The following is a 24106-nucleotide window of genomic DNA, read 5'->3' on the forward strand; positions in this document are numbered from 1 at the left end:
AAAGACCATTAATATAACATTCTCTCACTGGTCGATTGTTTATAATTTATCTGTTTTATTAATTTTAAATGGTTGAATTACCAATGTTAATCGTATAGATTGGTTGAGTTTTGTACAGATGTCAAAATAACAACTATAAAACCTGACACAGGAACATTTATGAACAGGTCATCTTCACGAGGATTTAAGCTGACAACAGTGATTTTTGCGGTAATCGTATTGGCTGTTTCAGCGGCATTGAGTAATATCTCAATCGTAGGTGACAAGGAAGTTACAATAGAAAAATCTACCAGTGAGTAGTCGTTGGTAATAAATTATATGAATTTTAAAGGCCTCGTTTACGGGGCTTTTTTATCTCTACGCTGCATTAGTGCATTCTGCACGTTATTTTTTTACGAAAAATTATAGACCCTCATCCATGGAGGCAATAGTACGGTGCTGTGACCGTATTGATGCAGGAAGTAGAGTAAAGCAGTAGCGGTTACCGAGGTGGCAAGGAGTGTCTATGTTCCGAATCAACCAGCGATCAAGCTAGTTCTTTCTGTAGCCATTTAAGTGCTTGCTGGCGACCGAGCTCTAAACCATTAAACTGCTTAACGTTTAACTTATCATTACTACGTTTATTGATAATATCTTCAGTGTTAGCAACACCTTCTTTAGAATAGTTGATTGAGGCTATTGATTTCATATGAATTAGAGAACCCATCGTTAACTGCGCCTCAAGTGAATAGGTGTAAGGATAAATTTTATTGACGATAACACCAAAATCAGTTTTAAAAAAAGTACAAAAAAAAGTTTCAATTTCTTCCATCATTTCAATTGAGATATAAACGCCTTTATCAAAAATCACTTCGGCAATCTTTTCATTTAAAAGGTTTATTTGAACAAAACTTAATCTGTGTTTTTCCATTTGGGGACTCATAGTGAAATGTATTTGATTAAGCAACAATTGTAGTCTGTTTTTGGAATTACTAGTAGGCTGATCTACGGATAAATTTATCGAGGGGCTAGTTAATAATAAAATAGCGGCTTTTAGGTTAATAGCTGATATTTAGTCATAAAACCACTTATTAGACATGGACAATTCAGAGTTGGGCGCAATACTATGATGTTATCTATAAAGTAGATTATGTGATGTATGTGATGTATGTGATGTATGTGATGGTAAATCAATAGAGGGATGCTCTCTACATTATAGGTGTTTCTTTGATTGTGACTTTATTATAGCAATGATAAGTGTGAGGGCTGTTAAAAGTGGGTTACCTAGCGATAAAAGGCTAGTTGTCTGTTTTTAAATTATCACTTGATTTAGTGATTTTGGTGTCCCTGAGAGACGTCGTTTTAAATACCTAACTATTTGTTAAATATCTTATTTGTGTTTTTATCTTGTCTCTAGTGTTACTTGGAGTGTTACCATAATCAAAAGTCACTTTAAATGATTCTATTTATGACCTAGGAAAAATCTTAACAAATTTTAACAGTCAGGCATGAAATTATGACCAAACATTGCTTTCATTTGAGTATCAACCATAGGCCAGTATTTATTTTCTAACTCGGTTATCTCATCTCGTTTTAGATTAAAAGTTTTCCAGCGCATCCATTTAGGTTTAGGCCAATAAGCGATTGGTTCAAACATATTATTAACGTCAGGCCAGTCGTAACCCCATAGCTCTTTTCTAAGCTTTCTAATGCGCCTCATTAGCCGTTCGTTCGGTCGTTCACTTTGGCTGGCGTAATGTAAGCCGATACATTGCCGACAACCATAGGCGTATTTAATCGCGTAAAGGCTTTGTCGCTGTTTTTGGCAGTATGGGCAAGTTATGTATAATTTATTGCTGGCGCTTCGATTATCACGCTTTAAGGCTATTTTGTGAGGTTTATCGTTTATGGTGAATGTCATCAAACGAACACCACATTCTAAAGTTGTTAATTTGAATTTTTGATGGGCATTGCTAAGAAAGTCAGCATTTAGCGAGTAGTTACCTAATGGCACTGTTAATAGATTTTTAAATGTCTTAGCAGATATGCGGTGATACTCGCCAGTATAAGCCCTAGTTTGTGTTCTACCGTAATGATGACCTTTAGGCATAACTTACTCTGTAAACTAAAACAAATCTTTATCTTCGCCTGATTCTCTTCTAGCTGTCATAACGCCAACTTGCTTAATGGGCGCACAAACAAAAGGCATCAATTTAGTTAAAAAGTTTAATCTTTGAATGGGGTCTTTAATTTCTGAAAGTGTTGCCGGTAAGTTGGTTAATTCGTTTTGAATGGCTTGGTTGATTAAATGTCTAATATCGCCAGCCATGTATTTACTGGTAGGTGCTTTGTTGTTTACTGTCATATCTAAACCCTACTTAATAATGTAATGATAATATTACAGTATATCATTTTTATCTTGTGCGAAAAACAGACTGTAATGCCAATCTCGATATTAAATATTTCTTATTTATTGGCTCGTGTGAGTCTGAATAGGTAAAAATACTTGCGTTGTTTATGGTGAAGTAATTCCTAAATATAAATAACATTTCACTTTACAGACAATCCATTACATATTATTTTTCATTCATGGATTTCATATAGCTTATAGGTCTTTATTGTTTATACTGGGTAGGCTGGATGAATGTTTAAAGATATTTGGAATATTTATGGAAATATACACATTAGAAACAGGGACACCACAGTTAGCTATTATAAAAGAGTCATTTGATAATGGTCCATTATTATTGAATGAACAAAGGCTAGACTTACTTGAAAATGTCGAAGTCCTGCTTAATTCAAGCACTATGACAACCTATGGAACAGGCAGTGCTGTAACTACTTCTAGTAGTGGAAGTATGATTGGTAGAGGTATTGTAGGGGCAGTTATAGCTGGTCCCACAGTTGGGCTCGTAGCTGCGCTTTCAGGAAAGAAGAACACAACAAGCCAAAACGTTTCAACAGAGGTTGTTAACCTTGAAGTAACAATCAAATTGACTTTCAGTGATAACTTTATTTTAAATGCGTTAATTAAAGATCAAGAAACGTATCAATTCCTCTTGAGTATGATAACGACTCTACCGATGAAAGAACAAGACTACTTTCATCGTTACGAATTAGAAAAACAAAAACTTTTAAGATTGAAGGCTGAAGAATCAGAAAAAAAGCTTATTTGGGGAAAAGTTGATGAAACTATGAAGCTTTATGACGCCAGTAATAGTTATACGCTTACATGTATTATGTGTAGCATAATAGGTGGGCTAATAGGTCTATATTATGAGTATATAGTTGTTGGAGTTATTTTGGGCTTCCTCTTTGGTCACTTGTATGAAGATATTAAAAAAAATAAAAATCAAGACAAGCGTTTGGCTCTTTTTAACCAACTAAAATCTGAAAAGAAAACTTAATATAAATTGCTTACAGATGGTCAAACTCGACGATAGTTTTTGATTTATCTGTTTTACATCTATTACTTTTGTTGAATTTAAAAGCTCAGCTCTAATAAATACATGAAATTTATAGATTAACACTACTTTAATTTTTCCTTGGTATTTAACAGCCAGATTTTTCTTGATAAGTAGCGTACCGAAACTTATATCATCAATATAAACATCAGTTATCGAATTAAGTCGATCTATGGTCATACATAAATATTTTAATTACCCTTTATCGTTTTTAATTTAGCTTCTATTTTTAGTTTTATTTGATTAGGATTTTTTAAAAAGGGTAGGCGAACCCACGAACCATGAGCATACAAATAAATGGTGCTGTATTTGAATAACCTTCCACCCAATGTTGTTACTACCTCAATGTTTTCGACTGTTTTGAGATTAAGTTTATCTAAGCGTTGAGTCAGAATTCCCGTTCTGGATTCTACTTCAGTTTCTGACATCCTAACTTTTACAAAGTATGGTGAAACAATAACGTGAGCAGTTTTTAATACGTATAACGCTGGTAACATTAATAAACTAAATAAAGTATCGGAATTAAATTTACTTTCGAATAAAAATTCACCGCAAAAATTAAATGCTAAATAGGTAATGTAAACACCTGTTAATTTAAACCCAATTTCCAGAAAAGCTTCAGCACTTCGCCTTACTTTACTTGTAGGGAATTTTTCCATTCATTTGTTCCTTTTATATAGTCCGAAAAACAGGTGGTAACTAAGCAATATTTCATCATAATTGATGCGCCTATTGTGACCTCGGAAAAATCTTCCTTTTGTGAGGCATGGAAGATAATTGCTTGCCTTATAAGTGCCTTAAATTAAGCCATAAAATTTTATTTTCCGTTATTTTCTACTTATTTCAGCAAAAACTTAATAATTCAGAGCCCTTAAATAACCCGTATTTACAGCTAATCAACTGCCTTTTATGCGACTAGTACCATAGTTTTTAACTTGATCTGGTTTATAGCCTTTCCCCCTAGCTTTGGCTAAGTAGGAAATACGCCAGATAGCGTCCTGTATCAACTCGTAATCATCTCTTTTAATATTGTAATAGCAGTTGTTAGGAAAGTATTCAGAGCCGTCTAGTTGCCGCCATAGCTCTTTAACTTTGTTGGTTACTTCATAAGGAAAGTTAACCTTGTGACCGTCAACTATTAACGCATAGTGATAATGTTGCTTCTTGGCTGTTTCTAGCTCTCTACACCACATAAAGCCGACACGTTTAAAGTTGTATTTACGTTTAAGCCATTTATGTAACCTGCGATTAAATGCCGTAATAATGCCGTTATTTTCTGTGTATTCATAAACTCTTAGATCAAAGCGTATGATGTGAATCTTGCTATGGTGACTTAACATCGCATCAATCTGGTTAATCATTGCTTTAATAGAGTGCGCAATTAACCCACTTCCTTTCGAGTTTACCCACCAAGTTTGACCGTTTACTGTTATTGCTTTGTCTTTGGTTATATATGCCATTAGATAGTTTACTAACTAAGATAACGCTAAAGGATATTATTAATTACCTAGCTCAATGTTAGTTATTACTTACCTGTCTAAACGCCGTGGCTAAAGCTGGTTTATTACAATCACTATAAATATAGGGGTAACAAACCTATAAATAGCGGTTAATAACAATCAACATATACAGGGTAGTGCTTAACAGGTTTGTAACTACTAACTATTGAAAAGCTGTTAACTTGGTTATACTCTAGTTGTTGGCTAGTGGAATAAGTTTAGCGACCTACCACTAGCCAGTTTAAAAGAAAGCCTACTTTGTTAATCCTCAGTGGGCTTTTTACTTTCTATTCGTTTTTCATATTCCTTATCAGCTTCGGCTTTTTCTTGCTCTGCTTGTTTGAGGCGTTTTACCGCATTTTTACTGCCATAGTATGATCGGTCTTTGTATTGTTTTCGGGCAATAGTTCGTGCGTCTTTGTCTTGCTCCCAATCATAAGAAAAGTGCCGTTCATCTAACCAGTAGTACGCTTGTTTCTTGCCTTCATATTCGCTTTGTTCGGAGTGAATAAGCCAGTGTTGATAATATCCACTCATAAGTTGTTGTAGATTAGCCCTAAATCCTCCACCTAATTGATTACATAAATAATCTCTAGCGTGTTTGTTGCCGTCAGATAGAATTAAAAGTAAATCATAAGCTGGGCTATTTGTTTCAGGTAATGCGCCATCAGGAGCAGTAAATATTAAATTATTCATGTTGCCACCTATGCCGCTTTACGTTGTTTTATTAGCTCAGAAACAAGCTGTTTGATTTGCTTTGGTGTTTGTTCTTCGCACCAAGCTTGAATTATCGCATCGACTTCACTGGCTATAAAACCAACTGCTCGAGCTCCTAAACTGATCGGTGGTGGAAATGTACCGTCTTTAATTCGGTTATAAAGTGTGGATTTAGAAAATCCAGTTTTGTTAGTGACAGCTGGTTTTCTAATTATTTTGGTATGTACTTGATTCATATAAAAGCCCTTTGTGTTTAGTTAGCTTTTATAGATTAATAGAATGCTACATTTTTTGGTGGCTAGCCAAAAAGTTGTTTGGCTTACTTTGGCTAGCCAAATATTTAAAGCTTAAACCTACCTTCGAGCTGTTTTAATGCCGTGGCAATGTCTTTATTTAAATTGCTTATTTGTATTTTATTCTCTTCATCATTATTGAGTTCTAATTCATTTATAACGTTTTCTACATATTTCTTTATTTCGCTAGCATTCGGTTTGTCACCTCTTTTAAAGGTATTGATTTTTTTAGATAGTAACCAAGCCATGATGCCTATTGAATCAATTAAACTATTTTCGTGCGTTCTTGTTTTTTTCGTCGATTGCTCTTTAGTATTGGTACTTGCTGTCTGATTCCATTGCTTTTGCCTTTGAGACTCATCAAGCCTTTTTTCTTGTAATAGAATTTCAATATTAGGCAGAATATTTTGCGCATATTCAGTTTGACCATTATTAAAAAGCCAAATTGATACACTTTCTTTGGTTATTAAAGTTTTACTATGGTCTATTGGCTTTTCTTTATTTTTTTCTTCATTATAGATGACAATCTCTGTCGAGAAGGGGGGGCTAGGTGGTAGCATACCCATTTCATAATAGTCTACTAATGATGAATTATAGCCTTCAGTTTCAGAAGCTAATTTTATTTCATCAATTAAGGCTTCTTTAAGATTCATAGCATTAAAAATAGAATCATCTTCAAGACGAGGATCTAGAAATAAATCAGTATATTCACCACCTTGTTCTATTACTCGTGTTGCGTGAAAAAGTTCATCTGCTTTGTGCTCTCTATGTTGAATTGCGGACTCAATAGAGCTGTAATGCTTTAATTTTACAGCTATTAAGGCTGCGTGTTCTGCCGTATAAGCTTGTTTGAAATTATTGATAGGAATAATTTTTTCAGGGTCTTTAAATCTTTTACTAATATTCTTTTCGCCCACTTCATCAAACCATTTTGCCAAGCTTTTTTTTGTCAGTTTAGTTCTTTCTAGAACAATATCTTCTTGGGTTTCATCGGTATACCATTCAGAGTAGATAACCAACACAGTTTTATTTAATTCCCCCTTTAAAGCTTGATAAGCCAAAATAGTTTCATCATTTAGGGCATTTAGTATTTCTTGGGCTTCTAAGACTGTTTTGTTATATTCTTCATCCTCTTTATCTATAGTACTGAAATCAATTCCTTTTTCTCTATCTGGGGGGAGCTGCTGACGATATTTTAGTTGTGGTATGTTTTGTTGTTCTTTTAATCCTACAGCTAGTAATGCGGCTTCTAATGGGGTAAATCCCTTTTTATATTTATTCATGTGATTACCTTTGTCACTACCTCAATAAATTAACTGGGAAAACACTGAGGTAAGTGCCTTTTACTTAAAATGATCAGTTTTAAGCTATCCCAATAAATTTAACCTACGACTTGTAAGCCTTTATTCGATTTATTAAATTTTCCTGATTGCGCATTTGTTATATGCGCAGACCACCAAGCCATCATTACTCGCCTTCGCTCTAAGTATTCAGCGTGGTTATAAGCTCGTCTTACTTCGTTTTTATCAACGTGCGCTAATGCCGATTCAATAACATCAGGATCAAAACCTTGTTCGTTTAATGTGGTGCTGGCGAGAGAACGTAAACCATGCGCCACTAATTTGTTTTTATAACCAATACGCTTTAATGCCATGTTTGCTGACTCGCGGTTAGCATGGCCTTTAAGGTCTCTATCAGCAGGAAATATATAGTCATTGTCAGCACTAACAGGTTTTATACGTTCTAATATTGCTAGGGTTTGTGGTGTAAGTGGAACAACGTGTGGCTTGTTCATTTTCATTACATCGCCAGGAATTCGCCAGCATACGTTTTCAACATCAATATCTGCCCACTTTGCGGTCGCGGCTTCATTTGAGCGAACCATGGTATGAAGTTGCCATTCAATTAATAAGCGTGTTACTAGCCTTAGGGTTGAATAGCTTAGATCTGCCATTAGCTTTGGTAATTCTTCAGGCTTTATAGTCGGGTAATGTTGTTTCTTTGGTGCTTCAAAGGCTTTTAAAATGCCTGTTAATGGGTTGGTGTCAATCAAGCCTACATTGGCAGAATAGGTCATAATTTCATTAAGGCGTTGGCAAAGTCTTTTAATAACAAACAAACTGCCTTTGTTAGCGATTGGCTTCATCGCATCTATCACAATAACAGGTGTTAAAGCGGTAACAGGGTGCTTACCTAGTTTTGGGAATATATGATTGTTAAGCGAGTTCCATGTGTCGTTAGCGGTATTTTGGGCAATGGTTTTCTTCTTTAATTCAAACCAATCTTCAGCAACCTTTAAGAGAGTATTGTTTAACTCTGCTTTTTTGCCTTCGGTAACTTCTTCTTTATGGGTTTTAGGGTCAATATCTTTAGCTAATAACTTTCTCGCATTAGTGCGCTTTTCTCTAGCATCAGCTAGTGACACATCAGGATAATTGCCAAAACTAATATTTGCCCGTTTTTTGGTAAAAGGGCGGGAATAGTTAAAGATCCATAATTTAGAGCCTTGAGGTTTAACTCTAAGCGCTAAACCGTCACCGTCAGCAAGGTTGTATTCTTTGCTTTTAGGCTTGGCTTTGTTTACTTCTGTATTGGTTAAAGACTTAGTTGTTTTTGCCATAATTGTAACACTGGAAACTCAAAGTAAGGGCTGGTGTTACAATGAGTGTTACAATAAAACGTGATTATTACAAGTTCTCTTTAAGCGTTAATAACCGCTAAGTGCTCTGAGTTGATTGTTTTTAATAGGTTTTATGAGGTTTGTTGAACGTTATAAATAATGACTTTGGTGTCCCTGAGACGATTCGAACGTCCGACCTAGCGCTTAGGAGGCGCTTGCTCTATCCAACTGAGCTACAAGGACATTATAACGCAAAAAGCGTTGTTAATTTATCTTAAAAGTTGTTGTTGTTCTAGTTTTATTTTCTCTGTATGCGGATGAAAAATAATTAATTAGAAATAACGGTTTATCATTCGCTTTAAATCGTTTTATACTGCAACTGAAGTTGATTAGACTATGGCTAAAACTATAAATAAGAGGTTGAATTTGTTAAAAAAACGTTACAAACAAGTTGCCTTGGTTTTTTGGTCTCTGTTAAGCGCTTTGTTGATAACAACGCAAACATTTGCAGATAATGGCACAACCAATCGTGACTTTATCTTTTTTGTTGAACGCGTTGAAAAATTACAAAATACCAATGTTACCGATGCACTTGCGCTGTTAGATTCTTATCAAACCAACATCAATGCGTTAACCGTTGGGAACCAGGTAAAGTATTACCAAGTACTGTCAGAAGTTTATATTGAAGCCTCTCAATATAAATCGGCGTTTAGCGCCGCATCGCAAGGGTTAAAAATAGCACAACATTTAACTAGTCCTACAATATTGATTTCACAACTTTCATACTTACGTGGCTTTTCTTTAGAAAGTTTAGGTGATGCTAGTGGCGCGGTTGAGAATTATTTGAATGGCTTAGAAGTTGCCGAATCCTTAGATGCTAAAAAATTTATTGCCGATGGCTTTATCAACTTAGGTGCTATTTATTACCTAACTGAACAATATGAAAAGTCGTTGACTATGCTCAATAACGCGCTGGTTATTGCCAATACTCTAGATAATGAAGAACTTAAAGGTTCCGTTAACAGCGAGTTGGGTATTTTATACTCTTATATGTATAACCCTAAAAAATCGATAAAATTTTACCAAGCGTCTTACGAACATTATAAAAAAGCGGGTATGGCACTCTATGCGTTAAATAGTTTACAAAATATTGCAGTGAACTACATGGATCAAAGCCGATATGAACAAGCTATCGAGCTATTTGAAGAAGTCATAGCCAGTGCTAATAAATTTAGTAACAATGAAGTTATAAGTGGAGCTTATACTCGTTTGTCTATGTCACACGCTAAGAAGAAAGATCCTGATTTAGATGTTGCTTATCAATATATTACCCTTGCTGAACAATACCTAAAAGGTGTACAGCAACATAATGCCTTATTATTTTTTAACGTTAATAAGGCATACGTACTTGAAGCCATGGAACGATATGATGAGGCGCTTGAAAACTTAGCTGTCGCTGAAAAAATATTAGCAAAAAATAGTCAAACAAAAAATACTTTTTCAAATTATCACTTGATGTATTTGCAGTCTGAAATTTATTATAAAACACAAAGATATCAGCAAGCTTATGAAAAACAATCTCAATTTTTAACGCGTTTATTTAAAGATCAAGAAAACATAAACATGGAACAAATTGAAGAGTTACGATTAAGTTTTGAAAGCAAACAAGCAGACTTAAAAAACAAAATACTTGAACAGGAGAAGTCTGTACAAATAATAGAACTTAACGATGTGACCTACTACGAAGAAAATTTACATTTGTTGATTATTTTTGTCGGTACGGTGCTTGTCATACTCGCTTGGTTTTTGCTTAAAATGTTACAAAGCCAAAAACATCTTGTTCGAATTAGCCAAGTTGATGATTTAACAGGTGTTGCTAACCGCCGGCGTTTAATCGAGTTGGGTGAGCAAATGTTTACGCGAGCGGAAGAAGAACAGACACCTTTTAGTATATTAATGCTCGATGTTGATAATTTCAAAGCGATAAATGATAGCTTTGGTCATAATACTGGTGACAAAATACTCAAAGATATTGCTGACTTGGCTAACCATATTATGCGTCAAAGTGATTGTTTTGGCCGTTTCGGTGGCGAGGAATTTATTGCTTTATTAGCGAACACTTCACCCGAAAATGCTTATGATTTGGCTGAGAGATTACGCTTGAGTATTCAAAATAAAGTTTGGTCATATAAAAAACTCACTGGGGTTACGGTCAGTATTGGTATATCTTCTTACCAAAAAGGAAGTACTACAAGTTTTGCTCAACTGATAAAAGACGCGGATATTAATATGTATCAAGCAAAAAATTTAGGTAGAAATAAGGTGTGTTTTTAATGAAGCATTACTCTTTTTCTAATATATCACTGTGTGTCTTATTGAGCTTCTACTTGGCAAATGTAGCATTTTCTTCAGTAGCGCAAGCTTATTCAGTTGACGAAGCGTTAGCTGCAGAAGAAAATAAGAGTGACAATGCGCCTGCTGAGCCTGAAAATATTTTGAACAATAAAGAGCCGTTACCAATTAATGCTCGTATTTTGTCTTTGTTATCACTGGTTCAACAAAACGATCAAAAAGATGCTGTGCAAGTTACCGGTATTTTATTACAACTAGAAGAAATCAACTCAACTTTTAACGCCGCAGAACAGTATTTAATATTTTTGATACACGCTTTAATCGAGCACCATGCACAACAGGATAAACAGGCTATTGCTTGGCTTGAGAAGACATTAAACTTACGAGATGAAATCCCTGAAAAGCAGCTTTATTTACCTGAATTCTCTGAAGTGAATCTGATTTTTGCTCGCTCACTTTCTGCTTTGGGCGACTTTAAGCAAGCGTTCGATTATAAGAAAAAATATATAAGAAATGGTTACCAATACTTTGATGGAACACGAGCTGATAAAATTAAAGATCTTAATAAAACCTATGCAACTGATGAAAAAATTAAACAAAATGAATTATTAGCCAATCAAAATAAAATTAAACGTTTAAAAATTATTGCCGCAGAGAATAAAAAGTTTGCTCAGCAACGTAATATTTTAATACTAGTTGTCACTGTTATTGTTTTCTTTGTACTTCTATTGAGACAAATAAAAGTCAGAAAAAAATTAAAATATTTAGCAAAAGTAGATAGTCTAACTAACTTATATAACCGACGTACTTTGTTTGAAAAAGGCGCTGAAGCAGTTGCCACAGCGGTCAATGAAAAACAGAGTTTAAGTGTCATTCTATTAGATATAGATCACTTCAAAAATATAAATGATACTTACGGTCACGATATTGGTGATGAAGTTATTAAAATAATTGCCGAACTAGGCAGTGAAACTATGCGCTCTCGCGATCTTTTTGCCCGATTAGGTGGTGAAGAGTTTGCCGGTATATTACCAGAGGTAGGCTGTGCTGAAGCTAAGGCAATAGCCGAGCGTTTACGTGAAAAAGTGGCAAGTAAAGACTGGTCTGAATTTAATATTAACGAACAACTATCGGTATGTATTGGCGTTGCTTGTTTGGAGCAAGTCGAGTCAAATTTTGATGACTTACTTAATGCAGCTGATATAGCGATGTATTATGCTAAAGCTAACGGACGCAACCGCGTCTGTCAGTTTAATGATGAAGGCCAAAATAATAACGATTAATTTACAGGTTTTGATAAAGAAGTGTTTTCCTGCCTTGTCTCCCTATTGTCATTCAAAATGTACTCTCAAAGGCGCATCTTGATTGGCAACAGCTATATAATCATATAAGCTAGAGTCTAGCTAAATGTAATCTAAAAATAATAACCAAAGTCACGTGTAGGGCTACTCCCTAACAGGTTGACAATTCAGGAATTAATTCATGTCAGACGCGCTTAATTTTAGCCTCGAAGGTATTGAACAGCGACCACTTCGACAATTTACCGAAGAGTCTTATTTAAACTATTCGATGTACGTGATCATGGATCGAGCTTTACCACATATTGGTGATGGCTTGAAGCCAGTTCAAAGACGTATTGTCTATGCGATGTCTGAATTAGGTTTGTCTGCCAACGCAAAATATAAAAAATCAGCGCGTACTGTTGGTGATGTGCTGGGTAAATTTCACCCACATGGCGACTCTGCTTGCTATGAAGCTATGGTATTAATGGCTCAGCCATTTTCATATCGATATCCGCTGGTTGACGGACAAGGAAACTGGGGCGCGCCAGACGATCCGAAATCTTTCGCTGCTATGCGTTATACCGAATCACGTTTATCACGTTTTAGCGAAATATTACTCGCCGAATTAGGTCAAGGCACCGTTGATTGGACACCAAACTTTGACGGTACCATGAATGAACCTAAAACCTTGCCTGCTCGTTTACCTCATATACTCTTAAATGGTATTACCGGCATCGCTGTTGGTATGGCTACCGATATTCCGCCCCATAACGTTCGTGAAGTGGCTAATGCATGTGTGCATTTAATTGAACAACCTAAAGCGGAAATTAGTGATTTACTTGAGTATGTCAAAGGTCCTGATTACCCCACCGATGCTGAAATAATTACACCTAAAGCCGATATTGAAAAAATATATAGAACCGGTAAAGGTAGTATTAAGATGCGCGCCATCTTTGAGGTTGTGCAGGGTGATATTGTTATTACAGCTTTACCTCATCAAGCTTCTGGCGGCAAAATACTTGAACAAATTGCTGGGCAAATGAATGCGAAAAAACTACCTATGGTGGTTGATTTGCGTGACGAGTCTGATCATGAGAATCCAACCCGTTTAGTGGTGATCCCTCGTTCTAATCGAGTTGATATAGAACAATTAATGAATCACTTGTTTGCCAGTACCGATTTAGAAAAAAGTTATCGTGTTAATCTAAATATGATTGGCTTGAATAATAAACCTGCAGTAAAAGACTTGCGGGTTATTTTATCAGAATGGCTGGTATATCGTCGCGAAACTGTGCGTCGTCGCTTGCAGTATCGTCTCGACAAAGTGTTAGCTCGTTTACATTTATTAGACGGTTTATTGATCGCCTATTTAAATATTGATGAAGTTATCGAAATTATTCGAAATTTTGATAAACCCAAAGAAGAACTGATTTCTCGTTTTGATTTATCAGAACGTCAAGCAGAATCAATTTTAGAAATTAAGCTTCGCCAACTTGCTAAACTTGAAGAAATTAAAATAAGAGCAGAGCAAGCAGAGCTTAATATAGAACGTGAATATCTTGAAAAAATATTAAACTCAACAGCGCGAATGAATACGCTAATGAAAAAAGAAATTCAAGAAGCGGCTGAAAAATATGGTGATGACCGTCGTTCTGTTCTTATTGAGCGCAGCGAAGCAAAAGCACTATCTGAAAAAGATTTAGTCCCCAGTGAAGCCGTTACCGTTGTCGTTTCTCACAAGGGTTGGGCGCGTTGTGCCAAAGGTCATGATATTGAACCCGAAGCGCTGAGTTATAAATCAGGCGACAGCTACTTATGTTCTTCAAAAGGGCGCAGCAATAATCCTGTGGTCTTTATTGACTCAACGGGGCGTGCTTACACCACCGACGCTCATACATTGCCAACGGCAAGAAGCCAAGGTGAGCCGTTAAGTGGCCGTTTTAGCCTATCGACAGGAGAAACGTTTGTCACGAGTTTAATGGCAAGTGATGAAAGCAAATATTTACTCAGCAGTGATGCTGGCTATGGTTTTGTTGGTAAATTTTCTGACATGATCAGCCGCAATAAGAATGGTAAAGCATTATTAAGCGTGCCAGCAAATGCCAAAGTGAATACACCATTACCAATTGCTAATATTGATAATATGTTAGTGCTTGCCATTACGTCTGAAGGTCGAATGCTGGTATTTCCAGTCAAAGACTTACCGATACTTAGTAAAGGTAAAGGTAACAAAATTATTAATATTTCTGCAGCAAGAGCGAAAAGCCGTGAAGAATTTGTTTCGATACTAAACGTTATTTCAGCAGAAAGTTCGGTAACATTGCACGCGGGTAAACGTAAGTTAACCTTAAAAGCCAGCGATGTTGAACACTATCGTGGTGAGCGTGGTCGCCGTGGCAATAAGTTACCAAGAGGTCTACAACGCGTTGACCGTGTCGAAGTGGGTATGATCGCCGAAGAAATTAACATGGAAGACGTGGTAATTCCAACAGCCAATGATGAGATATAAGTAACCGTAACTTTTAATCACTATTTACTTCATCATTTATTAAAAACTCAGGTAAAATAACATTATTATTTTACCTGAGTTTTTTATCTTTATGTCACAGCCTTTTACCTACTCAACAACCTACGAATTAGACAAAGCCCATTTTCAAGAATGTTTTAGCGAATCTGTTGTCATCGTTACTTCAATAAGCGCCTATAAAAAATCAATTGCCTTAACCGTTGCTGGAATGTTGTTAGTACTGTTTACCGAAATGAATCCCTATGCAGCTTGGTTTGTTTTTGCTTTAGGTATTCTTGAAGCCGTCAGTACCTATTATCAAAAACCGTGGTGGGTGATGCGACAAATGCTCAGTAAAGCCGCCAAAGGTAATGTTGATTTAACGATTGATGAACAGGGCATTGTGAGTAAATCATTTTACGCTAGCTTGACATTATTGTGGTCAGACGTGCAATTAATACAAAACACCCAGCTAGGTTGGTTAATAAGACACGCTCAGGGGCGTAGTTACATTTCTAATAAAAATTTATCGGCAGCAGCGATAACATTCCTTACCGATAAACAGGCTCAGCAAAGTAAGCGTTAATATTCAGTGAATTTTTTTCGCTTAAATAACCCTAAATTTATTTTATTATTCATTTCGATTTGGTTTGGCATGCTAGTAATGTCTCCTATAGCTATCGAAGACATTCGTGAGTATGGGGTCTTTAGTTTTATTGGCTTACTTGGCGGTATTTTTGCCAATTCAACGGGAGCAGGTGGCGGGGTTGTCTTTATCCCATTGTTTAATCAACTCAACTTTACTGAACAACAATCTATAGCGACCAGCTTTGCTATTCAATGTTTTGGTATGACTGCCGGCGCTTTTACTTGGTGGTTTCATTACCATAGTGAAAAAACACAATTACGTTTATGGCAAGGGTTTAAACGTATTATCAGTGTGACCACAATAAGCTCAATTATGGGTATTTGGTTTGTTTATGGTAATCAACTTAGCTCACCCACTTCTTTGCATCACAGCTTTAGCTGGTTCTCTTTAGTGCTTGGCCTATTTATAATTGGCACTATCTTCTTTATTAAGCCACATCGCGAGCGTAGCCAACTCTACCTTTTTGATTGGCTCGCTTTAACCACCATAGGACTATTTGGTGGTGCGCTTACCGCTTGGCTATCGGTAGGTGTTGGTGAGTTATTGGCTATTTATTTAATTCTTCGACGTTTTGACATTAGCATGGCGGTGGCCGCAGCCGTGATTGTTTCAGCTTTTACTGTTTGGTCCGCCATCTGGCAGCATACCTTGATTCAATTTGAAGTTTATTGGCAAGTGGTGCTATTTGCAGGCCCAGGTGCCTTGCTTGGCGGTATTTTTGCTAAGACCTTAGTGACGCACCTCTCAGCAACTAAGTTGAAATTATTTTTTGCTTTTTGGTTGTTAATAATAGGACTCATTGGTATCAAGTAAGTAGTCGCTAACCGCTCATCTTTTCTTCGAAATTAGCTAAAAAATTAATTGTATTACATATTCTGGGGCAAGGATCCACAAAACCCCACAAATTCATCAACTTTGCTCAAAGCCTTAATTTTATTGGCGTTCGGCCAGATCATTTATACCAATCTTTGCTTGACATGACTTCACTTTTCTCACTAAACTGTATCAATGTGGGAATAAGTGGGAATTAGTGGATCTTAAAGGATTACTAAAATAATAAAGCAGGATTATGTTTAGAGGCACAAGCGCAATTACGCTCGACAGTAAAAATAGAATCACGGTACCGACCAAGTACCGCGAAGAGCTATTTGCCGATTGCCAAGGAAAAATGGTTTGTACCGTTGATATTCAACATCCCTGCCTACTACTTTACCCGCTTCCTGAATGGGAAGAAATAGAATTAAAATTGTGTAGTTTATCGAGTATGAACCCACAAGAACGATTGTTACAGCAAGTACTTTTAGGCAATGCTTCTGATTGTGAAATTGATAAGAGTGGTCGCTTATTGATTAATGGTCCGTTGCGTTTACATGCCAATTTAGAAAAAGGTGTGATGCTGGTAGGACAATTAAAGAAATTTGAAATTTGGAGTGAAAATGCTTGGCAAGCGCAAATGCAAAAAGGCATTAGCCAAATTCAGTCGGGTGAAATTGAACTGACTGACCGCTTGTTAGACTTATCACTGTAAATAGCAAAAATAAGACTAAAAATAGTTAATAACCCGATACCGAATTGATCACTTGGTATTCAGTAACATGGTGTTACCCAAAATGAAATTAGATAATTCACATATCTCGGTATTGCTTGACGAAGCAGTGACCGGACTCGCAATCAACCCCGATGGTACCTATATCGACTGTACGTTTGGTCGAGGCGGGCACTCAGCCCTTATACTTTCTCAACTCTCTGAAAATGGTCGACTTATTGCCATTGACCGAGATCTTACGGCAATTAAAGCGGCAGAAAAATTTGCTGACGATGCTCGATTCACTATTGAGCACGAAGGCTTTGCCGACTTACAAAATATTGCTGAAAAGCATCAATTACTTGGTAAAGTTGACGGTATTCTCCTTGACCTTGGCGTGTCTTCGCCACAGCTTGATGAAGCCGAACGTGGCTTTAGCTTTATGAATGATGGCCCATTAGACATGCGTATGGATACTTCGCGTGGACAAACCGCAGCAGAATGGATTGCTGTGGCTGATGTTGAAGATATTACTTGGGTACTACGTACTTTTGGTGAAGAAAAACACGCTTGGCGAATTGCTAACGCCATTGTTGATACACGTGAAGAAACCCCTTATACCCGTACTAGTCAGTTAGCCAAAATCATTCAAACGACAGCACCACAACGCGAAATTAAAAAGCACCCAGCGACACGAAGCTTTCAAGCGATCCGTATTTACATTAATAGTGAGTTAGAGCAAATTGAAAAAGTACTTGCGGCATCATTATCAGTACTTGCTGAAAATGGTCGTTTAGTGGTTATTAGCTTCCATTCATTAGAAGACCGTCTTGTTAAGCAGTTTATGAAAAAACACTCGCAAGGCAAAAAAGTGCCTCGTGGTTTACCGATCAGTGAAGCAGAATTGAATAAAGGTAAAAAATTAGAACTTGTTGGTCGAAGACTAAAACCCAGTGAAAGTGAAGTTGAAGAAAATAAACGTTCACGAAGTTCAGTCATGCGGGTTGCAATGAGATTACCGCTTTAATGCGGCTGATATAGTTATGGCAAACTCAAAAATGGCATTGCCATTAGAAGTTTGGTACGACATTCAGCGACATATATTTATATATCTGTTGTTAGTTATGGTGGTTATTTCGGCATTTTCGGTGATTTACTTCACCCATTTAAATCGTCAAACCACCAGTGGTTTAGAAATATTATTAACAGAAAGAGATGAGTTAGATATTGAGTGGCGTAATTTATTGTTAGAGCAAAACAGCCTAGCTGAGCACAGTACGATAGAAAGCAAAGCTAGAAAATTATTACAGATGAAAAGACCGAATATAAATTCGGAAATTATCATTCAACAACAATGAGCAAGTTAGTGAAGAAACAAGTAGATAAACAGCAAATTTCGGTGGCATGGCGTTTTTACGTTGTGGTCGGCCTAATAGTGTTTGTTTATGCAGGTTTGTTGGCTCGCAGTGCATATATTCAAATCATTGAACCCGACATGTTGAAAAAACAGGGAGATATGCGCTCATTACGTACCGCTGCTCATACCGTACAGCGTGGTTCAATTGTCGATCGTAACGGCCGTGAACTGGCGATCAGTGTCCCGGTTGAAACCGTGTGGGCAGATCCTAAAATTATCATGGACAACAATGCGCTAGCAATGAAAGAGCATTGGCAAGCACTTGCCGATGTTTTAGGGCGTAATGTTAACAAACTAACTTCACGTATTGTTAAAAACCCAACTAAACGTTTTGTTTATGTTGAACGTAAAGTATCGCCAGCAATGGCTAAATACATTAAAGAATTAAAAATACCGGGTATTCATTTACGAAAAGAATCAAAACGCTTTTATCCGTCAGGAGAAATAAGCGCTCATGTTGTTGGCTTTACCAATGTAGATGACAAAGGTATCGAGGGTGTTGAACGCGTTTACGATCAATTACTGACGGGAACTGACGGCGAAAAACAATACCGTAAAGATGCTAAGGGCCGTAAAATAGAAATACTGTCTGAGCAAGAATCTACTCAGCCCAAAGATATCGTTTTGAGTATTGATCAGCGTATTCAAGCCATCGCTTATAAAGAATTAAAAGGTGCGGTAAAAGCATTTAAAGCGACATCAGGCTCAGTCGTTGTTACTAATGTTCATACCGGCGAAATTTTAGCGCTGGTAAATAGCCCATCTTATAATCCTAATAATCGTCGAAACACAGCGATCCATCGTTTTCGAAATCGAGCGATCACCGATTTTTATGAACCGGGTTCAACCTTAAAACCTTTAACTGCATTAACCGCCTTAGAGTTTGGTTCGGTAAAAGCCGACAGCATTATTGATACCAGTCCAGGTTGGATGCGTTTAGGTGGCCGCAGAGTTGGCGATCCTATTAACCGTGGTAAATTAAGTATTACTGATATTTTGGTGCATTCATCAAATATGGGCACGACAAAATTAGCACTTTCAGTACCGAAAGAATTTTTACTGAATAAATTTTTTGATGCTGGCTTTGGCGAAGAAACCGGTGTTGGCTTAGTTGGCGAAAGTTCAGGTATTATGCATGATCGCCAACGTTGGTCGAAATTTGAATTAGCGACCTTATCCTGGGGACATGGTGTTGCGGCAACCCCGCTTCAACTAGCACGTTTTTATTCAACCTTAGCTAATGGCGGCACTAAAAAGCCGCTCACTATTATCAAAAAAGATACCTTGGATACTATTCCACTTCGAGATGTACGGATTTTTTCAGAGCAATCGAGTGAACAAGTTGTTGGCATGTTAGAAAATGTGGTTAATGAGCATACCCCAAATGCTAAGGTAGAAGGTTACCGTGTTGGTGGCAAAACGGGCACTGCAATTAAAGCTTTCGCTGGTGGCTATGGCAACGAATACGTTGGCTTGTTTGCTGGCATGGCACCAATTTCTGATCCTGAGATTGTGGTTGTTGTTGTTATCAATGAACCTGGCGGCGATTTATACCATGGTGGCGAAGTTGCTGCCCCTGTCTTTTCAAGAGTAATGAAAGGCGCATTGCGGGTATTAAATATTGCCCCAGATGCAAAGCGTGTTGCTGATATAAGACCTGTGGTCATTGAAGACAAGCCAACAATGAAAGTAAAACAGGAGCATGCCGATGCCTAAGTTTACTTTTTCATTGAGCCAAGCACTATTATTTGACGTTTTTAAACGGTTTAATTTACCGTTACCCGCATTGGCTGAACGGGCTTATTTCCCAATGAATTGTGGAGATTTGGTTAATGATACCCGTAAATTAAAAGCGGGCGATGTCTTTTGTGCGATTATCGGCCATCAGCAAAATGGTAATGATTATATTAACCAAGCCGTATCATTAGAGTGTGGGTTAATCATTGCTGAATGCAGCCATGCCAGCCAACATGGTGAAATTGTTTATTTAACGACAGAAAATTCAGATAAAAAAATAGCACAAGTCTATTTCTATCAACTCAATGAAAAGTTATTTTCATTTGCTAAGGGGTATTATCAAAGTCCACAAGATAATATGACGATTATAGGTATTACTGGCACCAATGGTAAAACCAGCACCAGTCAAATAATCTCAAAATTATTAGCGAGTTGCCAACAAAGAACAGCGGTTATAGGCACCAATGGCGCTGGACAAATTGAATCGCTACAAACCGTTGAAAACACGACACCGGCAGCAACACAGTTGCATCAGTTAATGGCTGAGTTCTCTGCAGATCATTGTAAAAATGTTGCTATGGAAATATCTTCTCATGCACTTGAGCAGCGGCGTGTTATAGCAAATTTACTTGATATTGCCGTGTTCACCAATTTGACACGCGATCATCTTGATTATCATAAAACCATGACAAACTATGCTGACGCCAAATATCAAATTTTTAGTCATGATGCCAAACAAATAGCCATTATTAATGGTGATGACCAGCAAGGTAAACAATGGTTAGCGCATTGGCCAAATAAGCAAAGTCTTATTGTTTATGGTAAATCGGCCGCAGTTACTCAATTTTCAGCTTATGCCCAAGCCAGTGAGATTAAAACCCATGCTAATGGTGTTCAATTCATCTTGAATACCCATCTTGGTCAACAAGAAATTGACAGCGTGCTAATGGGCGATTTCAATATTGAAAATTTATTAGCGGGTATTGCTGTATTGATGAGCAAAAATATTTCATTACATGATATCGCGTTAGCGGTTAAAGCATTAACACCGATTGTTGGCCGCATGGAAACATTTAAAGCTAATAATAAAGCGACCACTATTGTTGACTATGCACATACTCCCGATGCATTAGTCAGTGCACTGCATGCTTGTCGCCACCATTGTAAAGGTGAGCTATGGGTGGTGTTTGGTTGTGGAGGAGACAGAGACAAAGGTAAGCGACCACTAATGGCGCTAGCAGCCGAGAATGGTGCTGATCATCTGGTGTTTACCACAGATAATCCAAGAACAGAAAAAGCTGAAGATATCGTTGCCGATATGCTCGCGGGGTGTCTTTTTCCTGAAAAAATCACCGTTTTACTTGACCGCGAAGCCGCGATCAAAGCTACCTTGGCAAAAGCAAAGGCTGATGACATGGTTTTACTTGCGGGTAAAGGCCATGAAGACTACATCATAGTAGCTAATGAAAAAATTAATTATAACGAACGTGAATTGGTTAAAGCCATTTATGACGTTTATCAACAACAAAGTAACACTGCAGGAGCAATCTCATGATCCCATTATGCTTAGCTGAAATTGCTTTAGCCGTTGATGGTAAGCTCGTTGGAGAAAACATCACTATTGATAGCATTAATACCGATAGTCGAGCATTAGCAAAGGGTGAATTATTTCTTGCGCTCAAGGGGCCAAATTTTGATGCACACCGTTTTTTGAATCAGGTGATTGAATTAGGTTGTGCAGCCGTGATTGTTCAAGATGATTGCCAACTGAGTATTCCTCAAATTATTGTTGAAGATACGCATAAAGCCTTAGGCAAGATAGCTGCTTATGTGAAAGAAAAAGTTGCCCCTAAAACGGTTGCTATTACCGGAAGTAGTGGTAAAACCACAGTAAAAGAAATGGTAGCGGCAATTTTATCACGCTTGGGCAAGGTATTAGCAACAAAAGGGAATTTTAATAACGATATTGGTGTGCCACTAACCTTATTGCGCCTTGAGTCACAGCACGAATTTGCTGTGGTTGAGTTGGGTGCAAATCATATGGGTGAAATAGCTTACACCTCAGCATTAGTGAAGCCTGATGTTGCTATTATTAATAATATTGCCGCGGCTCATTTAGAGGGATTTGGCGATTTATGCGGTGTGGCACGTGCAAAAGGTGAAATTTTTGAAGGCCTAAGCAGTGGCGGCATTGCTCTATATAACCAAGATTGTAAATTTGCCAATAAATGGCAATGGCGTTTGGTTGACAAAAAAGTAAGAACGTTCTCATGTGAACAAGCTGCTGACTGTTTCTCAAGTGATGTAATACTTGATGATACAGGTTGTGCTGGCTTTAAGCTTAATACTCACTCTGGCAATACGTTCATTGAATTAACGGTGCCGGGGAAACACAATGTTTGTAATGCGGTTGCTGCAGCTGCGATTGCTTTAGAATTTGGTGCTAGCCTTGACGATATTCGTTTAGGCTTGGCTGAAATGTCACCGGTGAAAGGCCGATTAAATTTACATCAGTTAACACCCACGTTTAAATTAATTGATGATACTTACAACGCAAATGTTGAATCAATAAAAGCGGCTAGCGATTTATTGGCTAGCTACTCAGGCCGACGCATCCTTATCCTTGGTGATATGGGCGAATTGGGCGCACAAGCTCGAGGTTATCATCATGAAGTTGGCGATTATGCTAAACAATGCAAAATTGATGATTTACTGACGCTGGGCGTGCTGAGTCAAAGTTCAGCTGATGCTTTTAATGGCCAACATTTTAGTGACAGAGTGTCGTTAATGCGTTGTTTAACTTCTTTATTGGAAAATGAGCAGCAAGCGATCTCTATCTTAGTCAAAGGATCACGTAGTGCCCGTATGGAAAATGTAGTGCAAGATATTATTAACTGGCGTAAAAATATAGAACTCTCTTCGTCAACTTCAGAACATAAATCATCGGAGATAAGTTCATGCTAGTTTGGCTAAGTGAATATTTAACACAGTATTACAGTTTTTTTAATGTTTTTTCTTATCTAACATTTCGCGCCATTGTAAGTACATTAACCGCGTTAACTATATCTTTGTACTTTGGTCCTAAGCTGATCCGTTTCTTGCAAAATATGCAAGTGGGTCAGGTTGTTCGCGATGATGGCCCCGAAAGCCATTTGGTGAAAACCGGCACGCCGACTATGGGTGGGCTGTTAATTTTAGCCGCTATTGTGGTCAGTGTTTTACTCTGGGCCGATTTAAGTAACACCTACGTTTGGGTTGTGCTTTTTGTTATCACCAGTTTTGGCCTAATAGGCTTTGTTGATGATTATCGAAAAGTTATTCGCAAAGACCCTAATGGTTTAATTGCGCGTTGGAAATACTTTTGGCAAACCGTTGCGGGTTTAGCGACCGCCTTGTTTTTATATTCTCTTGCTCAAAGTCCCGAAGAAACAAGTTTACTTATTCCGTTCGTTAAAGACGTATTACCTCAACTGGGTATTTTTTACGTTGGTATGACCTACTTTGTGATTGTTGGAACCAGTAACGCAGTTAATTTAACTGATGGTTTAGATGGCTTAGCAATAGTACCAACGATCATGGTCGCCGGCGCTTTTGCTATTTTTGCCTACATGACAGGACACGCAAACTTCTCTGAATATTTAAATATTCCCCACATTGCGATGGCGAGTGAGTTAGTGGTTGTTTGTACGGCTATCGTTGGCGCAGGTTTAGGATTTCTCTGGTTTAACACTTACCCTGCACAAGTATTTATGGGCGATGTTGGTTCTTTAGCACTTGGTGCAGCCTTGGGTGTTATCGCAGTTTTAGTTCGACAAGAATTAGTGTTGTTCATTATGGGCGGTGTTTTTGTTATGGAAACGGTGTCAGTTATTTTACAAGTTGGCTCTTATAAATTACGTGGCCAACGTATTTTCCGTATGGCGCCTATTCACCATCATTACGAATTAAAAGGCTGGCCTGAGCCAAGAGTTATTGTCCGTTTTTGGATTATCTCATTAGTACTGGTATTGATTGGTTTAGCGACATTAAAACTACGCTAACAATGATTGATTAATAAATCGTTTA

General features: G+C 37.4%; 23 protein-coding genes and 1 tRNA gene. 14 read left to right on the forward strand and 10 right to left on the reverse strand.

Translation table 11 applies throughout. From position 1 onward, the window contains the following. The first annotated feature begins 159 nt into the window (after window positions 1-159). A complete protein-coding gene (locus H4J76_RS01380) occupies window positions 160-300 on the forward strand; it encodes a hypothetical protein (protein WP_182213288.1) in 141 nt (46 codons plus the stop codon). Window positions 301-526: 226 nt separating this feature from the next. Here the strand turns inward: H4J76_RS01380 and H4J76_RS01385 are convergent, their stop codons facing one another. From H4J76_RS01385 to H4J76_RS01395, 3 genes are all read right to left on the reverse strand, one after another. Further along, window positions 527-910: a hypothetical protein gene (locus tag H4J76_RS01385; protein ID WP_070374790.1), complete on the reverse strand. Its 384-nt coding sequence runs from the start codon at window positions 908-910 to the stop codon at window positions 527-529. Between the two features lie 564 nt (window positions 911-1474). Beyond that, window positions 1475-2089, reverse strand: coding sequence for a hypothetical protein (locus tag H4J76_RS01390; RefSeq protein WP_182229957.1), 615 nt, complete (start codon window positions 2087-2089; stop codon window positions 1475-1477). A 15-nt stretch (window positions 2090-2104) separates the two neighbouring features. Continuing rightward, window positions 2105-2344 (reverse strand): hypothetical protein, encoded by a 240-nt coding sequence (locus H4J76_RS01395; RefSeq protein ID WP_182229958.1) that lies wholly within the window; start codon window positions 2342-2344, stop codon window positions 2105-2107. A gap of 304 nt (window positions 2345-2648) precedes the next feature. On the opposite strand from H4J76_RS01395, the gene H4J76_RS01400 reads away from it, so the two are divergent. Further along, entirely contained in the window at window positions 2649-3386 is a 738-nt protein-coding gene (locus H4J76_RS01400; protein ID WP_182229959.1) for a hypothetical protein, read from the forward strand. 248 nt (window positions 3387-3634) lie between these two features. Here the strand turns inward: H4J76_RS01400 and H4J76_RS01405 are convergent, their stop codons facing one another. The 7 genes from H4J76_RS01405 to H4J76_RS01435 all read right to left on the reverse strand — a co-directional run bounded on the left by H4J76_RS01405 (window position 3635) and on the right by H4J76_RS01435 (window position 8815). Further along, window positions 3635-4102, reverse strand: coding sequence for a PH domain-containing protein (locus H4J76_RS01405; RefSeq protein WP_182229960.1), 468 nt, complete (start codon window positions 4100-4102; stop codon window positions 3635-3637). Between the two features lie 237 nt (window positions 4103-4339). Further along, window positions 4340-4903: an inovirus-type Gp2 protein gene (locus tag H4J76_RS01410; protein WP_182229961.1), complete on the reverse strand. Its 564-nt coding sequence runs from the start codon at window positions 4901-4903 to the stop codon at window positions 4340-4342. A 300-nt stretch (window positions 4904-5203) separates the two neighbouring features. Continuing rightward, complete coding sequence (locus H4J76_RS01415) at window positions 5204-5638, reverse strand: hypothetical protein (protein ID WP_259377104.1); 435 nt, start codon at window positions 5636-5638, stop codon at window positions 5204-5206. A gap of 8 nt (window positions 5639-5646) precedes the next feature. After that, entirely contained in the window at window positions 5647-5895 is a 249-nt protein-coding gene (locus H4J76_RS01420) for an AlpA family transcriptional regulator (protein WP_182229962.1), read from the reverse strand. 104 nt (window positions 5896-5999) lie between these two features. Beyond that, window positions 6000-7235 carry a hypothetical protein gene (locus H4J76_RS01425; RefSeq protein ID WP_182229963.1) on the reverse strand — a complete coding sequence of 412 codons (1236 nt, stop codon included), beginning with the start codon at window positions 7233-7235 and terminating at the stop codon, window positions 6000-6002. A gap of 98 nt (window positions 7236-7333) precedes the next feature. Next, window positions 7334-8572, reverse strand: coding sequence for an integrase domain-containing protein (locus H4J76_RS01430; protein WP_182229964.1), 1239 nt, complete (start codon window positions 8570-8572; stop codon window positions 7334-7336). A gap of 166 nt (window positions 8573-8738) precedes the next feature. Continuing rightward, window positions 8739-8815: transfer RNA gene (locus tag H4J76_RS01435), tRNA-Arg, on the reverse strand. A gap of 183 nt (window positions 8816-8998) precedes the next feature. Here H4J76_RS01435 and H4J76_RS01440 point away from each other — a divergent pair. The 12 genes from H4J76_RS01440 to mraY all read left to right on the forward strand — a co-directional run bounded on the left by H4J76_RS01440 (window position 8999) and on the right by mraY (window position 24081). Further along, a complete protein-coding gene (locus H4J76_RS01440) occupies window positions 8999-10906 on the forward strand; it encodes a diguanylate cyclase (RefSeq protein WP_182229965.1) in 1908 nt (635 codons plus the stop codon). Further along, window positions 10906-12207: a GGDEF domain-containing protein gene (locus tag H4J76_RS01445; RefSeq protein WP_182229966.1), complete on the forward strand. Its 1302-nt coding sequence runs from the start codon at window positions 10906-10908 to the stop codon at window positions 12205-12207. Before H4J76_RS01440 ends, H4J76_RS01445 begins: the two co-directional genes overlap by 1 nt. Before the next feature lie 199 nt (window positions 12208-12406). Then, complete coding sequence (parC, locus tag H4J76_RS01450; RefSeq protein WP_182213307.1) at window positions 12407-14716, forward strand: DNA topoisomerase IV subunit A; 2310 nt, start codon at window positions 12407-12409, stop codon at window positions 14714-14716. Between the two features lie 91 nt (window positions 14717-14807). Beyond that, window positions 14808-15299, forward strand: a complete 492-nt coding sequence (locus H4J76_RS01455; RefSeq protein ID WP_182229967.1) for a YcxB family protein — start codon at window positions 14808-14810, stop codon at window positions 15297-15299. Window positions 15300-15377: 78 nt separating this feature from the next. Further along, the gene (locus H4J76_RS01460; protein ID WP_259366318.1) at window positions 15378-16175 is read left to right on the forward strand and encodes a sulfite exporter TauE/SafE family protein; all 798 of its coding nucleotides are present in this window, start codon (window positions 15378-15380) and stop codon (window positions 16173-16175) included. A gap of 256 nt (window positions 16176-16431) precedes the next feature. Further along, on the forward strand, window positions 16432-16890 hold the full coding sequence (mraZ, locus tag H4J76_RS01465; protein WP_070374782.1) for a division/cell wall cluster transcriptional repressor MraZ: 459 nt from the start codon (window positions 16432-16434) through the stop codon (window positions 16888-16890). An 82-nt stretch (window positions 16891-16972) separates the two neighbouring features. Beyond that, window positions 16973-17914: a 16S rRNA (cytosine(1402)-N(4))-methyltransferase RsmH gene (gene rsmH / locus H4J76_RS01470; protein ID WP_070377051.1), complete on the forward strand. Its 942-nt coding sequence runs from the start codon at window positions 16973-16975 to the stop codon at window positions 17912-17914. Between the two features lie 16 nt (window positions 17915-17930). Beyond that, a complete protein-coding gene (gene ftsL, locus H4J76_RS01475; protein ID WP_182213312.1) occupies window positions 17931-18245 on the forward strand; it encodes a cell division protein FtsL in 315 nt (104 codons plus the stop codon). After that, complete coding sequence (locus H4J76_RS01480; protein WP_182229968.1) at window positions 18242-20020, forward strand: penicillin-binding transpeptidase domain-containing protein; 1779 nt, start codon at window positions 18242-18244, stop codon at window positions 20018-20020. Before ftsL ends, H4J76_RS01480 begins: the two co-directional genes overlap by 4 nt. Then, window positions 20013-21596 (forward strand): UDP-N-acetylmuramoyl-L-alanyl-D-glutamate--2,6-diaminopimelate ligase, encoded by a 1584-nt coding sequence (locus tag H4J76_RS01485; protein WP_182229969.1) that lies wholly within the window; start codon window positions 20013-20015, stop codon window positions 21594-21596. Before H4J76_RS01480 ends, H4J76_RS01485 begins: the two co-directional genes overlap by 8 nt. Then, window positions 21593-23005, forward strand: coding sequence for a UDP-N-acetylmuramoyl-tripeptide--D-alanyl-D-alanine ligase (gene murF / locus H4J76_RS01490; protein ID WP_182229970.1), 1413 nt, complete (start codon window positions 21593-21595; stop codon window positions 23003-23005). The genes H4J76_RS01485 and murF overlap by 4 nt, the downstream gene beginning before the upstream one ends. After that, window positions 22999-24081, forward strand: a complete 1083-nt coding sequence (gene mraY, locus H4J76_RS01495) for a phospho-N-acetylmuramoyl-pentapeptide-transferase (protein ID WP_182213320.1) — start codon at window positions 22999-23001, stop codon at window positions 24079-24081. The genes murF and mraY overlap by 7 nt, the downstream gene beginning before the upstream one ends. Window positions 24082-24106 lie beyond the last annotated feature (25 nt).

Source organism: Colwellia sp. BRX9-1 (assembly GCF_014077195.1).
Lineage (GTDB): Bacteria > Pseudomonadota > Gammaproteobacteria > Enterobacterales > Alteromonadaceae > Colwellia_A.

Bases quoted from the DNA above. Each gene is read 5' to 3' on its own strand.
- H4J76_RS01380 (WP_182213288.1), top strand. From the start codon at position 160: ATGAACAGGTCATCTTCACGAGGATTTAAGCTGACAACAGTGATTTTT.
- H4J76_RS01385 (WP_070374790.1), bottom strand. From the start codon at position 910: ATGGAAAAACACAGATTAAGTTTTGTTCAAATAAACCTTTTAAATGAA.
- H4J76_RS01390 (WP_182229957.1), bottom strand. From the start codon at position 2,089: ATGCCTAAAGGTCATCATTACGGTAGAACACAAACTAGGGCTTATACT.
- H4J76_RS01395 (WP_182229958.1), bottom strand. From the start codon at position 2,344: ATGACAGTAAACAACAAAGCACCTACCAGTAAATACATGGCTGGCGAT.
- H4J76_RS01400 (WP_182229959.1), top strand. From the start codon at position 2,649: ATGGAAATATACACATTAGAAACAGGGACACCACAGTTAGCTATTATA.
- H4J76_RS01405 (WP_182229960.1), bottom strand. From the start codon at position 4,102: ATGGAAAAATTCCCTACAAGTAAAGTAAGGCGAAGTGCTGAAGCTTTT.
- H4J76_RS01410 (WP_182229961.1), bottom strand. From the start codon at position 4,903: ATGGCATATATAACCAAAGACAAAGCAATAACAGTAAACGGTCAAACT.
- H4J76_RS01415 (WP_259377104.1), bottom strand. From the start codon at position 5,638: ATGAATAATTTAATATTTACTGCTCCTGATGGCGCATTACCTGAAACA.
- H4J76_RS01420 (WP_182229962.1), bottom strand. From the start codon at position 5,895: ATGAATCAAGTACATACCAAAATAATTAGAAAACCAGCTGTCACTAAC.
- H4J76_RS01425 (WP_182229963.1), bottom strand. From the start codon at position 7,235: ATGAATAAATATAAAAAGGGATTTACCCCATTAGAAGCCGCATTACTA.
- H4J76_RS01430 (WP_182229964.1), bottom strand. From the start codon at position 8,572: ATGGCAAAAACAACTAAGTCTTTAACCAATACAGAAGTAAACAAAGCC.
- H4J76_RS01445 (WP_182229966.1), top strand. From the start codon at position 10,906: ATGAAGCATTACTCTTTTTCTAATATATCACTGTGTGTCTTATTGAGC.
- parC (WP_182213307.1), top strand. From the start codon at position 12,407: ATGTCAGACGCGCTTAATTTTAGCCTCGAAGGTATTGAACAGCGACCA.
- H4J76_RS01455 (WP_182229967.1), top strand. From the start codon at position 14,808: ATGTCACAGCCTTTTACCTACTCAACAACCTACGAATTAGACAAAGCC.
- H4J76_RS01460 (WP_259366318.1), top strand. From the start codon at position 15,378: ATGTCTCCTATAGCTATCGAAGACATTCGTGAGTATGGGGTCTTTAGT.
- mraZ (WP_070374782.1), top strand. From the start codon at position 16,432: ATGTTTAGAGGCACAAGCGCAATTACGCTCGACAGTAAAAATAGAATC.
- rsmH (WP_070377051.1), top strand. From the start codon at position 16,973: ATGAAATTAGATAATTCACATATCTCGGTATTGCTTGACGAAGCAGTG.
- ftsL (WP_182213312.1), top strand. From the start codon at position 17,931: ATGGCAAACTCAAAAATGGCATTGCCATTAGAAGTTTGGTACGACATT.
- H4J76_RS01480 (WP_182229968.1), top strand. From the start codon at position 18,242: ATGAGCAAGTTAGTGAAGAAACAAGTAGATAAACAGCAAATTTCGGTG.
- H4J76_RS01485 (WP_182229969.1), top strand. From the start codon at position 20,013: ATGCCTAAGTTTACTTTTTCATTGAGCCAAGCACTATTATTTGACGTT.
- murF (WP_182229970.1), top strand. From the start codon at position 21,593: ATGATCCCATTATGCTTAGCTGAAATTGCTTTAGCCGTTGATGGTAAG.
- mraY (WP_182213320.1), top strand. From the start codon at position 22,999: ATGCTAGTTTGGCTAAGTGAATATTTAACACAGTATTACAGTTTTTTT.